General features: G+C 73.2%; 10 protein-coding genes. 5 read left to right on the plus strand and 5 right to left on the minus strand.

Features of this window, described 5'->3' with window-relative positions:
- Positions 1–34 precede the first annotated feature (34 nt).
- From HTV45_RS20405 to HTV45_RS20420, 4 genes are read left to right on the plus strand one after another with little or no spacing between them, the layout of a single operon-like run.
- Complete coding sequence (locus tag HTV45_RS20405) at positions 35–3,946, plus strand: glycoside hydrolase family 2 TIM barrel-domain containing protein (protein ID WP_215207249.1); 3,912 nt, start codon at positions 35–37, stop codon at positions 3,944–3,946.
- A gap of 48 nt (positions 3,947–3,994) precedes the next feature.
- On the plus strand, positions 3,995–4,861 hold the full coding sequence (locus HTV45_RS20410) for a DUF72 domain-containing protein (protein WP_215207250.1): 867 nt from the start codon (positions 3,995–3,997) through the stop codon (positions 4,859–4,861).
- 56 nt (positions 4,862–4,917) lie between these two features.
- Complete coding sequence (locus HTV45_RS20415) at positions 4,918–6,399, plus strand: AlkA N-terminal domain-containing protein (protein WP_285899664.1); 1,482 nt, start codon at positions 4,918–4,920, stop codon at positions 6,397–6,399.
- Positions 6,400–6,420: 21 nt separating this feature from the next.
- Complete coding sequence (locus tag HTV45_RS20420) at positions 6,421–6,903, plus strand: methylated-DNA--[protein]-cysteine S-methyltransferase (protein WP_215207251.1); 483 nt, start codon at positions 6,421–6,423, stop codon at positions 6,901–6,903.
- A 41-nt stretch (positions 6,904–6,944) separates the two neighbouring features.
- Here the strand turns inward: HTV45_RS20420 and HTV45_RS20425 are convergent, their stop codons facing one another.
- The 3 genes from HTV45_RS20425 to HTV45_RS20435 form a co-directional block, all read right to left on the minus strand.
- Positions 6,945–7,670 (minus strand): Sir2 family NAD-dependent protein deacetylase, encoded by a 726-nt coding sequence (locus HTV45_RS20425; protein ID WP_215207252.1) that lies wholly within the window; start codon positions 7,668–7,670, stop codon positions 6,945–6,947.
- A 56-nt stretch (positions 7,671–7,726) separates the two neighbouring features.
- The gene (locus tag HTV45_RS20430) at positions 7,727–8,230 is read right to left on the minus strand and encodes an NUDIX hydrolase (RefSeq protein ID WP_215207253.1); all 504 of its coding nucleotides are present in this window, start codon (positions 8,228–8,230) and stop codon (positions 7,727–7,729) included.
- Between the two features lie 155 nt (positions 8,231–8,385).
- Positions 8,386–9,468, minus strand: coding sequence for an ADP-ribosylglycohydrolase family protein (locus tag HTV45_RS20435; protein ID WP_215207254.1), 1,083 nt, complete (start codon positions 9,466–9,468; stop codon positions 8,386–8,388).
- A gap of 145 nt (positions 9,469–9,613) precedes the next feature.
- Here HTV45_RS20435 and HTV45_RS20440 point away from each other — a divergent pair, with 145 nt between their 5' ends.
- Complete coding sequence (locus HTV45_RS20440; protein WP_308309718.1) at positions 9,614–10,789, plus strand: glycerate kinase; 1,176 nt, start codon at positions 9,614–9,616, stop codon at positions 10,787–10,789.
- Between the two features lie 207 nt (positions 10,790–10,996).
- Here HTV45_RS20440 and pssA read toward each other — a convergent pair whose 3' ends face one another.
- Together pssA and HTV45_RS20450 are read right to left on the minus strand one after the other, a co-directional pair.
- A complete protein-coding gene (pssA, locus tag HTV45_RS20445; protein WP_215207288.1) occupies positions 10,997–11,815 on the minus strand; it encodes a CDP-diacylglycerol--serine O-phosphatidyltransferase in 819 nt (272 codons plus the stop codon).
- A gap of 22 nt (positions 11,816–11,837) precedes the next feature.
- Positions 11,838–12,494 carry a phosphatidylserine decarboxylase gene (locus tag HTV45_RS20450; RefSeq protein WP_215207255.1) on the minus strand — a complete coding sequence of 219 codons (657 nt, stop codon included), beginning with the start codon at positions 12,492–12,494 and terminating at the stop codon, positions 11,838–11,840.
- Positions 12,495–12,514 lie beyond the last annotated feature (20 nt).

The following is a 12,514-nucleotide window of genomic DNA, read 5'->3' on the forward strand; positions in this document are numbered from 1 at the left end:
GCAGCGCTCTGACGAACCGAGGAAGGCCACGGTCATGCCGAACCCCCACGTGTCTCCCGCCGACCGGCCCGCCCGCTCCGGCCGGCCGGTCGTCAGCCGCCGCCGTCTCCTGGAATCCGGCGCCGCGGTCCTCGGCGCCCTCGCCCTGTCCGCCGCGCCCGGCACCGCCGCCCACGCGGCCGGACGGCGGGCGGCGGCCGACGGGCCCCCCGAGTGGGACGACTTCGGCGTCTTCACCGTCGGCACCGAGCCCCCGCACACCACCCTCATGCCGTACGCGGACGTGCGCCAGGCCCTCGCCGGCGACCGCACCCGCTCGCCCTACCGGCAAAGCCTCGACGGCACCTGGAAGTTCGCCTACGCCGACCGCCCCGAGGACCGGGACGCAGACTTCCACCGCACCGACACCGACGACCGCGACTGGGACACCATCCCGGTGCCGTCCGTCTGGCAGCTGCACGGCCACGACTTCCCCATCTACCTGAACATCACCTACCCCTACTGGGGCCCCAACGGCCGCGGCGAGGAGCCGCAGCCGCCCGCCGCCCCCACCCGCTACAACCCGGTGGGCCAGTACCGGCGCACCTTCACCGTCCCGCGCGACTGGAAGGGCCGCCGCACCTTCCTGCACTTCGAGGGCGTCAAGTCCGCCCACTACGTGTGGATCAACGGCCACCTCGTCGGCTACGACGAGGACTCCTGCACGCCCTCCGAGTACGACATCACCGCCCACCTGCGGCCCGGCACCAACCAGATCGCCGTCGAGGTGTACCGCTACGCCGACGGTGACTGGCTGGAGGACCAGGACATGATCCGGCTGAGCGGCATCTTCCGCTCGGTCCATCTGTACTCCACCCCGTCCGTGCACCTGCGCGACTTCAAGCTGGACACCCCGCTGAACGACACCTACACGGCCGCCGAGCTGGCGGTCACCGCGAGCGTGCGGGCGTACGGCGACGGCGGGAGCGGCCGGTACACCGTCGAGACCCAGCTCTACGACGCGCGCGGCCACGCCGTCTGGTCCCGTCCGCTGGAGCAGAGCGCCGACCTCGACGCCGCCGGCGCCGGCGAGGACGTCACCGTACGGGCCGCGAAGGCCGTGACGAAGCCCCGGCTGTGGTCGGCCGAGCAGCCGGACCTGTACACGGCCGTCCTCCGGCTCCGCGATCCGGCCGGCCGGGTGGTCGAGACCCTCTCCCACCGCGTCGGCTTCCGCGAGTTCGTGATCAGGGACGGGCTGATGCGGATCAACGGCGAACCGGTGTCCCTGCGCGGCACCAACCGCCACGAGCTGCACCCGGCCCGCGGCACCGCGCTCACCCGCGAGGACATGGTCGAGGACATCGGCATCATCAAGCGCGCCAACATCAACTCCGTGCGCACCTCGCACTATCCCAACGACCCGCTGTGGTACGAACTCGCCGACGAGTACGGCCTCTACCTCGTCGACGAGACCAATCTCGAGACCCACGGCATCCGTTCCGACTACCCCGGCAGCCACCCGCAGTGGACGGCGGCCTGCGTCGCCCGCGCCCGGAACATGGTCCACCGCGACAAGAACCACCCCTCGGTGGTCATCTGGTCGCTCGGCAACGAGGCGGGCGGCGGCAGCACCTTCACCGCCATGCACGACTGGATCCGCTCCTACGACGACACCCGAGTCATCCAGTACGAGGGCGACGACCGTCCCGGCATCAGCGACATCCGCTCGAGGATGTACGAGAGCCCCGCGCGTGTCGCGGAACGCGCCCGGGACACCGCCGACACCCGGCCGTACGTCATGATCGAGTACTCCCACGCGATGGGGAACTCCAACGGCAACCTCAAGAAGTACTGGGACCTCGTCCGCCGTCACGACGTACTCCAGGGCGGCTGGATCTGGGACTTCGCCGACCAGTCCCTGTACACGCCCGTGCCCGCCCGCACCCTGCTCACCGAGTCCGGCCCGGCCCGCCTGCGCGGCGAGATCCTCGCCACCCGCGGCGGTCTCGACCGCGACAGGGGCCTGTCCGGCATCACGGTCTTCGCACGCGACGACAGCCTCGACCTCACCGGCTCCCTGACCCTCGAGGCCTGGATCACCCCGGACGTGCTCGGCTACCACCAGCCGATCATCACCAAGGGCGACACCCAGTACGCGCTGAAACAGACCGACCGCAGGCTGGAGTTCTTCATCCACTCCGAAGGCCAGTGGATCACCGCCGACTGGACACTGCCGGACGACTGGACCGGCCGCGAGCACCACATCGCCGGTGTCTTCGACGCCGGCGCCGGCACCCTGACCCTGTACGCCGACGGCGCGGCCAGGGCCACCCGCACCACCGACCGGCGCCCCAGCAGCACCACCGCGCCCCTCGCGCTCGCCTCCGACGCCGACAACCAGACCAGGGAGTTCAGCGGCACCATCCGCCGCGCCCGCGTGTACGCCCGCGCCCTGAGCGCCGCCCAGCTGGCCTCCGACGGGCGCGGCCCCGGCGACGACGGTGTGCGGTTCTGGTTCGACGCCGCCACCGTCCGGGCCGAGCGCAAGCGGCCCGGCACCGGCACGTTCCTCGCGTACGGCGGCGACTGGGGCGACAACCCCAACGACGGCGCGTTCGCCGCCGACGGCATCGTCACCGCCGACCGCCGGCACACCGGCAAGGCGGCCGAGGTCAAGCGCGTCTACCAGGCGATCGACGCGGTTTCGGGCGCCGACCCCGGTGATGTCACCCTCACCAACGAGTACCTCTTCACCAACCTCCGTGAGTTCGAAGGCCGCTGGGAACTCGTCGCCGACGGCCGCGTCGTACGGCGCGGACGGCTGACCCGGGACCAGCTGGACGTGCCGCCGCGGACCGCCCGGGACATCAGCCTCCCCGTACGCCTGCCCGAGGACCCGGAGCCGGGGACCGAGTACTTCCTCCAGCTCTCCTTCACCACCAGGCAGTCCACGCGGTGGGCGAAGGCAGGCTTCGAAGTGGCCCGGCGGCAGCTCCCGCTCGACGCCGGCAGCCCGGCCGTCACGCCCGTACCCCTGAGGACCGTTCCGGCCCTGCGGTACGAGGACCGGGAGAAGGACATCAGGATCACCGGCAGGGACTTCTCGGTCACCCTCGACCGGGACAGCGGCACCCTCACCTCCTACGAGGCGAAGGGCACCCGCCTGATCACCTCCGGCCCCGTGCCCAACTTCTGGCGGGCGCCCACCGACAACGACCGCGGCAACGGCCAGCACCTGCGCAACCGGACCTGGCGCGACGCCGGCGCCCGGCGCACGGTCACGGACGTCACCGTGCGGGACCTCGCCGGCCGGGCCGTCGAGATCAAGGTCACCGGCACGCTGCCCACCACGGTGGAATCCGGCTGGTCCACCACGTACACCGTCTTCGGCAACGGCGAGATCAAGGTGGACAACACCCTCCGCCCGGGCGCCGCGGACCTCCCCTACCTCCCCGAGGTGGGCACGCTGCTGTTCCTGCCCCGCCGCCTCGACCGCCTGCACTACTACGGCCGCGGCCCCGAGGAGAACCACTGGGACCGCAACACCGGTACCGACGTGGGCCGTTACACCTCAACCGTCGCCGACCAGTGGACGCCGTACGTCCGCCCCCAGGAGAACGGCAACAAGACCGACGTCCGCTGGGCCGCCCTGACCGACGCCGGCGGTCGCGGGCTGCTGGTGTCGGGCGAAGCCCTTCTGGAGATCAACGCCTCACACTTCACCCCGGAGGACCTGTCGGCCGGTGTCCGCCACGACTACCAGCTGACCCCGCGGGACGCCGTCGTCCTGCGGGTCAACCACCGTCAGATGGGCGTCGGCGGCGACGACAGCTGGGGTGCCCACACCCACGACGAGTTCAAGCTCTTCGCCGACCGGGACTACGCCTACACCTACCGGCTGCGCCCGCTGACCGACGTGAGGGAGGCGACGGCGGCCACCCGCCGGCCCACGGCCACCGGGTAGGGGACACTCGGGGACACATCCGCGGCCGCCCGGGGTAACCGGGTGCCCATGGCTGACATTCTGGTCGGGGCCTGTTCATGGACGGACCGTCAACTCGTGACGAGCGGCTGGTATCCGCGCGGACGGCGGGACGCCGAGGGCAGGCTGCGGCACTACGCCTCCAGGCTCCCCGTCGTCGAAGTGGACTCCGGCTACTACGCATTGCCCCGCCGCCGCAACAGCGAGCTGTGGGTGGAGCGCACCCCCGAGGGGTTCCGCTTCGACGTCAAGGCGTTCTCCCTGCTGACCGGGCACCCCACCCGCCCGGAGGCGCTCCCCGCCGACCTGCGGAACCGGGCGGTGGACGGCCCGCTGCTCGACGAGGTGTGGGGGCGGTTCGCGGACGCGGTGGGGCCGCTGCGCGAGGCCGGGCGGCTGGGCACCGTACTGTTCCAGTTCCCGCCCTGGCTCGCGCCCGGATCCGCCGCCGAGCGGACCCTCGGGGAGTGCGCGCGGCGCACGGCCGGCTGGCCGCTCGCCGTCGAGTTCCGGCATCCGGGGTGGTGGCGGGCCGACCGGGCCGACGACACCCGCGCCCTGCTGTCCGCACTGGGCGCGACGGCCGTCGGCGTGGACATGGCGCAGGGGCTCACCGCCTCCCAGCCGCCCCTCGCACCCGTCACCCGACCCGCCCTCGCCGTCGTCCGCTTCCACGGCCGCAGCCGGGCCTGGGGGAGGGGCAGCAAGGAGGACCGCTTCCGCCACGACTACGACGTGACCGAACTGGCCGCCTGGGTGCCCCGCCTGCGGCGCGCGGCGGAACGCACCGACGCACTGCACGTACTGTTCAACAACTGCTGCGCGGACGCCGCCGTACGCGCCGCGGAGACCATGCGGGAGCTGCTGGGGCGAACCGGACAGCCCCAGCACACGTGACGTCGATGTCGGATTCCCGCCAGACCCGGGCGCCGCCCGTGCCCGATCCTTGAGACATGCACCAGGGGATGCACACCGACACCGAGCGCTGCCTGCGCGCCGTCCGGTCGAAGGACGCCCGCTTCGACGGCTGGTTCTTCACCGCGGTCCTCACCACCGGGATCTACTGCCGGCCCAGTTGCCCGGCGGTCCCGCCCAAGGCCGGGAACGTGGTCTTCCACCCGAGCGCCGCGGCCTGCCAGCAGGCCGGCTTCCGCGCCTGCAAGCGCTGCCGCCCCGACACCAGCCCCGGCTCACCCGAGTGGAACCACCGGGCCGACCTGGTGGCCCGTGCCATGCGCCTGATCGCCGACGGCACCGTGGACCGCGAGGGCGTCCCCGGACTCGCCGCCCGGCTCGGCTACAGCACCCGGCAGGTCGAACGCCAGCTGCTCGCCGAACTGGGCGCGGGCCCCCTCGCGCTCGCCCGCGCCCAGCGCGCCCGGACCGCGCGGCTGCTCATCGAGACCACCGGCCTGCCGATGGCGGAGGTCGCCTTCGCGGCCGGGTTCTCCTCCGTCCGCACCTTCAACGACACCGTGCGCGAGGTCTACGCGCTCACCCCGGGCGAACTGCGCACCCGGGCCCCGCAGAACACCCTCCGCACCACCCCGGGCGTGCTCTCCCTCCGCCTGCCGTTCCGCGCCCCGCTCAACCCCGACAACCTCTTCGGCCACCTCGCAGCCACCGCCGTACCCGGCGTGGAGGAATGGCGGGACGGCGCCTACCGGCGCACCCTGCGCCTCCCCCACGGGCACGGCATCGCGGCGCTGACCCCCTGCCCGGACCACATCACCTGCCGCCTCACCCTCAGCGACCCCCGCGACCTCACCGTCGCCATCAGCCGCTGCCGCCGCCTGCTCGACCTGGACGCCGACCCGGTCGCCGTCGACGGCCGGCTGCGCACGGACCCGGTGCTCGCGCCTCTGGTCGACAAGGCACCCGGCCGCCGCGTCCCCCGCACCGTCGACGAGGCGGAGTTCGCCGTGCGGGCCGTCCTCGGCCAGCAGGTCTCCACGGCCGCGGCCCGTACCCACGCCGCCCGCCTGGTCACCGCGCACGGCACCCCGGTGGAGGACCCCGAGGGCGGCCTCACCCACCTCTTCCCGTCCCCCGCGGACCTGGCCGCGCTCGACCCCGACACCCTCGCCATGCCCCGCGCCCGCCGCACCACCTTCACCACCCTGGTGCGCCGGCTGGCCGACGGCGACCTCCGCCTGGGCGCGGAGAGCGACTGGTCCGAGACCCGCGCGCGGCTCCTCGCCCTGCCGGGCCTCGGCCCCTGGACCGTGGACGTCATCGCCATGCGCGCCCTGGGCGACCCCGACGCCTTCCTCCCCACCGACCTCGGCATCCGCCGCGCCGCCCGGGAACTGGGCCTGCCGTCCACTCCGGCCGCCCTCACCGCACGAGCGGCCCCCTGGCGTCCCTGGCGGGCGTACGCGGTGCAGTACCTGTGGGCGACGGACAGCCACCCGATCAACTTCCTGCCGGTCTGAGCAGCCAAGGACACACAGCCGATGAAGCACCACACCGTGATCGACAGCCCCTACGGCCCGCTGACCCTCGTCGCCGACGACGGTGTCCTGTGCGGCCTCTACATGACCGACCAGCGCCACCGCCCGCCGGAGGAGACCTTCGGCAGCCCCGACGACACCCCCTTCGCCGAGGCGGAGGAACAACTGGCGGCGTACTTCGCGGGCGGGCTGAAGGAGTTCACCGTCCCCCTGCGCCCGCACGGCACCCCGTTCCAGCGCCGCGTCTGGGAGCAGCTGACCCGCATCCCCTACGGCGAGACCCGCACCTACGGCCGGCTCGCGGACACCCTCGGCAATCCCAAGGCGTCCCGCGCGGTCGGACTCGCCAACGGCCGCAACCCGATCGGCATCATCATCCCCTGCCACCGCGTCATCGGCGCGAGCGGCGGCCTCACCGGCTACGGCGGCGGCCTCGAGCGCAAACAGCGCCTGCTGGACTTCGAACGGGGCGCTTCCCTGTTCTAGGCGTACCAGGCGTACCAGGCGTACCAGGCGTACCAGGCGTTCTAGGCGGCGATCCGGCGCAGCAGCCGGGGAAGGGCGGTGCCGATCGGTTCGCGGATCACCTCGTCGGCACGCCCGTCGTAGGGGGTGGGCTCCGCGTTGACGACGATCAGGCGGGCGCCGTGGTCGGCGGCCGCACCGGCGAGCCCGGCGGCGGGGTGCACCTGGAGACTGGTGCCGACGGCGACGAAGACGGTGCAGGCCTTGCTGATCGCCGCGGCCTCGCCGAGCACCACGGGGTCGAGCGCCTCGCCGAACATCACGGTCGCCGGCTTGAGGATGCCGCCGCAGTCCGGACACGGCGGATCGTCCTCACCGGCGTCGACCCGGACGAGGGCGTCCTCCATCGGACTCCTGGCACCGCACCCGGTGCACACCACGCTCCGTACCGAACCGTGGAGTTCGAGCACCTTGCGGTCCGGCAGGCCGGCGAGCCGGTGCAGCCCGTCCACGTTCTGCGTGATCACCCGCACCGGCACGCCCGAACGCTCCAGCTCGGTCACGGCGCGGTGCGCGGCGTTGGGTTCGGGGGCGAGCGCGAGGTTCTCCCGCCGCATCCGCCACGACCGGCGGCGGATCTCCGGGTCGCCCATGTAGTACTCGTACGTCACGAGCTTCTCGGCGTCGGGATCGCGGCGCCACAGTCCGTTCGGCCCGCGGTAGTCCGGGATGCCGGAGTCGGTGCTGACACCGGCACCGGTGAGAAGGGCGACGAGGGGCTTGCTCATGGGGCGAGGGTAGGGCGGGTGGGCCCGCGCGGCGAACGAATAGAGGCCGGCCTGGGTCAGTGCACCCGGTACCCGTCTTCCAGCTCCACCGTGCCGGAGCCCTCGGCCAGGGCGTCCAGGGCGGCCAGCAGCCGGCGTCCCAGGGAGTCCCGGAGGTACTCGGTCACGTCCTCGCGCGGCACGAGCCGCCAGGACAGCAGTTCCGACTCCTGCAGCCGGATCGCCGCGAGCTCGTCCGCACCGAGGACGCCACCGTCGTACAGGTACGCCACCAGCGGCGGCCGGCCCGGCCCTTTCACCCAGTCCACCGTGAGCAGCCGTCCCAGCGGCCGGTCGAGACCGATCTCCTCGGCCGTCTCCCGCCGCGCCGCCTCGCGCGGGCTCTCCCCCTGGTCCGACTCGATCGTCCCGCCGGGCAGCGCCCACCCTTCCCGGTAGTTCGGCTCGACGAGCAGCACCCGTCCCTCCCGGTCCCGGAAGAGGGCGGCGGCACCGGCGAGGACACGGGGGAGGGAGGCGATGTAGGCGGCGAAGTCCTGGGCGGGCTGGGTGGTGGTCATGCGGGAAGGGTAACCGCGCCGCCGGCCCCTGGCGGCGCGGTCGGGTGACCGGACCCCAGGGCGCACGGCAGCACACGCCGTCCCATGATCGACACACCACAGGCGCACACGCCGGAGCACATGGTCCGGCGTGCTCCCGGCAAGGAGGAGCGGTATCAGACGTCCGTCCGCGCCAGTCGCAGCGTCCTTTCCGCCAGTTCGCTGATCCGGATCCCGTCGAAGCCGAGGACGGCGCTGCGCACCGTGTCCTGGAGGGGGTCCTTCCACTGGGCCGGGACGGCCGGGGCGCCGCACAGCACACCGGCCACCGAACCCGCCGTCGCCCCGTTCGAGTCCGTGTCCAGGCCGCCGCGCACCGTCAGCGCGATGGTGCGGGTGAAGTCGCCGTCGCCGTACAGCAGGCCGGCGGTGAGCACGGCCGCGTTCGGCACCGTGTGGATCCAGCCGAGACCCGCCGTCTCCTCCGTGAGCGTGACCAGGGTGTCCTCCCAGGAGAGCCCCGCCTCGTGCAGGGAGGCCACCCGGCGTACGGTCCGGGCGAGCCGGCTGCTCGCCGGGATCACCGTCAGCGCCTCGTCCACCGCCTGCCGCACCGTGGACGCGGTGAACGCCGCCGAGATCAGCGCCGCCGCCCACATCGCCCCGTACACGCCGTTGCCGGTGTGGGACAGCACCGCGTCCCTGCGGGCCGGCGAGGCGGCGCGGCGCGGGGCGCCGGGTGAGGTCCAGCCGTGGATGTCGGCGCGGATCAGGGCGCCGATCCACTCCTGGTACGGGTTGTCGTAGGTGGCCGTGAGCGGGGGCTTCAGACCGTTCGCGAGATTGCGGTACGCCGCCCGCTCGGCGGTGAAGGTCTGCAGGTACGGCAGTCGCAGCAACCACAGGTCACCGACCTGCTCGGTGGTGAAGGCGAAGCCGTGGGTCTCCAGCAGGTCCAGGCCGAGGATCGCGTAGTCGACGTCGTCGTCGCGGCAGCTGCCGTGGATGCGGCCGCGCACGCAGTACCGCCACTCCGGGCGCAGGTCGAGCGCCTCGCTCTCGGTGGGCGGCGCGGGGAGGTAGTCGGTGAGGGGGAGGGCGTCCGTCCGGCGGAGATAGCGGTCGATGCGTTCCCGGGTCCACACCTCGCCCTGCTCGACCGGCTTGCCGAGCATGTTGCCCGCGATCCGGCCCAGCCAGCCTCCGAGGATGCGGTCGGCGAGTCCTGGTTCCGTGTCCACAGCGGTCGTCGCGGTCATGGAACCGGTCTACCCGATCGCGGGCCGGTCCGCGCCGTTCCACGGGCTGGGCGGGGCGTGGCGGGGCCGGGGCCCGCCGGTTAGGGTCACAGCGGCGCGACTGGCCCCGGCACACGCGGGGGCCCGGAGAGCGAGGGGAACGCACGTGACGGACTCTGCGGGTGGCGGCACCCGTACGACGCGGTCGGCACCGGGACGGCGGGTGCTGGTCGCCGCGGACAAGTTCAAGGGGTCGCTGACGGCCGTCGAGGTCGCCGGGCGGGTGATGGCCGGGCTGCGCCGGGTCGTACCGGACCTGGAGGTCGAGGCGCTTCCGGTGGCCGACGGCGGCGACGGCACCGTGGCCGCGGCGGTGGCGGCCGGGTTCGAACGCCGGGAGGCACGGGTCACCGGGCCCCTCGGGGACCCGGTGACCGCGGCGTTCGCGCTGCGTGAGGGCACCGCCGTCGTGGAGATGGCCGAGGCCAGCGGGTTGCAGCGGCTTCCGGAAGGGGTTCTCGCACCGCTCACGGCGTCGACGTACGGCTCCGGGGAGCTGCTGCGGGCCGCGCTGGACGCGGGGGCGCGGAGCGTGGTGTTCGGGGTGGGCGGCAGCGCCACCACCGACGGCGGGGCGGGGATGCTGTCGGCGCTGGGCGCGCGGCTGCTGACGGCCGGGGGCGACCCGGTGGCGCCGGGGGGCGGTGGGCTCGCCGGGCTGGCGTCCGCCGACCTGTCCGGTCTGGACCCGCGGCTGTCGTCGGTCGAGTTCGTGCTCGCCAGCGACGTCGACAACCCGCTGACCGGCCCGAAGGGCGCACCGGCGGTGTACGGGCCGCAGAAGGGCGCCTCGCCGGAGGACGTGGAGACGCTGGACGCGGCGCTCGCGCACTTCGCGAAGGTGCTGGAGGACGCGGTCGGGGCGAGGGCCGCCGAGTACGCGGTGTCGCCGGGGGCGGGCGCGGCGGGCGGTGTCGGCTTCGGCGTGCTGCTGCTGGGGGCCGGGTTCCGGCCGGGCATCGAGGTCATGCTGGACGTGCTGGGCTTCGCGCCCGCGCTGGAGCGGGCGGATCTGGTGATCACCGGTGAGGGGTCGCTGGACGGGCAGACGCTGCACGGGAAGGCGCCCGCGGGGGTCGCCGCGGCGGCGCGGGCGGCGGACAAGGACGTCGTCGCCGTGTGCGGGCGGCTGGCGCTGCCGCCGGAGGTGCTGGGGCGGGCGGGGATCCGGCGGGCGTACGCGCTGACGGATCTGGAGCCGGACGTGGCGAAGTGCATCGCCGGTGCGGGGCCGATCCTGGAGCGGACGGCGGAACGGATCGCGCGGGACTTCCTGACCTGACGCGGGCGTTTCCCGCCCCTCCCCGTCCCGCTGCCCCTTCCCGTCCCCCCCCGGACCCCCTTTCGGCCCTGGACGGGCCTCGTCCTCAGACGCCGGACGGGCTGGTGGGCGGAGCCTCCGGCAGGGGCCCGAGACCGCCCCGGGTGCGGAACGACAGCGGGCCCCGGACCCGACCCGGGTCCGGGGCCCGCAAAGGCAGCGGCAGCGCTACGGAAGCTGCGCCGCCCTCGCCTCCCGGCGATTGTCGCGGAAGTTGTTCACCCGGCGGGCCGTGGCGAACAGCGGGATCACCGCGCCCATCACCAGCTGCAGCGCACAGCCCGTCTGCAGCAGCAGCTGACCGCTCGGCGCGTCGAACGCCCACGCCGCCAGCAGCCCCATCGACAGCACGATCCACGACAGCATGGCGACCGCGAGACGGCCCCGCGGCTTCGGGTACTCCACCCGGCTCACCATCAGCCACGCCGTACCGATGATCGCCAGCAGCGTCGCCACGAAGGGCAGCTCCAGCAGCACGATCGACACGACCGTCAGCGCGCCGAACGGGGACGGCATGCCCTGGAAGGTGCCGTCCTTCACCGTGACGCAGGAGAACCGCGCCAGCCGCAGCACCACCGCCAGCAGCACCACGATCGCCCCGACCGCGGCCACTCTCTGGTGCGCGTCGTCCGCGACCATGCCGTAGACCAGGACGAAGTACGCCGGCGCCAGGCCGAAGCTGATCAGGTCCGAGAGGTTGTCCAGCTCGGCGCCCATCGGCGAGGAGCGCAGCTTGCGCGCCACCAGGCCGTCGAAGAGGTCGAAGACCGCCGCGCACAGCATCAGGATGACGGCGGTGGCCGCGCTGTGGCGGGCCATGCCGGTCTCCTGGCTGCCCGTGAGATGCGGGATCAGGATGCCGGTGGTGGTGAAGTACACCGCCATGAAGCCACAGGTGGCGTTGCCCAGGGTGAGGGTGTCCGCTATCGACAGGCGGAGTGAGAGGGGCATCTCCTCGTCGTCGTCCGCCTCGTCGGCCTCCGGCAACCAGCCGGCTTGTGTCTCCGGATCAACCACGGTCAATGCGAGTCACCCCAGCCACGGTCTTCTGACCCACTTCGACGTCTACCTCCACGCCCTCGGGCAGGTAGATGTCGACGCGTGAGCCGAAGCGGATCAGACCGATGCGCTCGCCCTGCTCGACCTTGGTGCCCTGCGGCACGTACGGGACGATGCGGCGGGCCACCGCGCCGGCGATCTGGATCATCTCGATGTCACCGAGCTCGGTGTCGAAGTGCCACACCACGCGCTCGTTGTTCTCGCTCTCCTTGTTGAAGGCGGGAACGAAGCCACCGGGGATGTGCTCGACCGACGTCACGGTGCCGGCCAGCGGGGCGCGGTTCACGTGCACGTTGAGCGGGCTCATGAAGATCGCGACGCGGGTGCGCCCGTCCTTCCAGGGCATGATGCTCTGCACCACACCGTCGGCGGGCGAGATGACCCTGCCCTGGGTGATCTCGCGCTCGGGGTCGCGGAAGAACCACAGCATCCCCGCCGCCAGGGCGGTGGCGGGGACGGCGACGGCCTTGGCGGCACCCGAGCGGCGGGCGCGGAGCAGACTGACGGCTGCGGTGGCGACGGTCGGCAGAAGCCACGGCGATGCTCCGCGCGCGAGGCGTACGCCGGCGAGGCTGTCGCGAGGTGCAGAGGTTTGGCTGTGGGGCATGGATGACCTTCGTAGCGGAT

The sequence above is a fragment of the Streptomyces sp. CHD11 genome (assembly GCF_018638295.1).
GTDB lineage: Bacteria > Actinomycetota > Actinomycetes > Streptomycetales > Streptomycetaceae > Streptomyces.

Coding starts and splice junctions, on each gene's coding strand:
- HTV45_RS20420 (WP_215207251.1), top strand. CDS start 6,421: ATGAAGCACCACACCGTGATCGACAGCCCCTACGGCCCGCTGACCCTC.
- HTV45_RS20435 (WP_215207254.1), bottom strand. CDS start 9,468: ATGACCGCGACGACCGCTGTGGACACGGAACCAGGACTCGCCGACCGC.
- HTV45_RS20430 (WP_215207253.1), bottom strand. CDS start 8,230: ATGACCACCACCCAGCCCGCCCAGGACTTCGCCGCCTACATCGCCTCC.
- HTV45_RS20410 (WP_215207250.1), top strand. CDS start 3,995: ATGGCTGACATTCTGGTCGGGGCCTGTTCATGGACGGACCGTCAACTC.
- HTV45_RS20405 (WP_215207249.1), top strand. CDS start 35: ATGCCGAACCCCCACGTGTCTCCCGCCGACCGGCCCGCCCGCTCCGGC.
- HTV45_RS20450 (WP_215207255.1), bottom strand. CDS start 12,494: ATGCCCCACAGCCAAACCTCTGCACCTCGCGACAGCCTCGCCGGCGTA.
- HTV45_RS20425 (WP_215207252.1), bottom strand. CDS start 7,670: ATGAGCAAGCCCCTCGTCGCCCTTCTCACCGGTGCCGGTGTCAGCACC.
- HTV45_RS20415 (WP_285899664.1), top strand. CDS start 4,918: ATGCACCAGGGGATGCACACCGACACCGAGCGCTGCCTGCGCGCCGTC.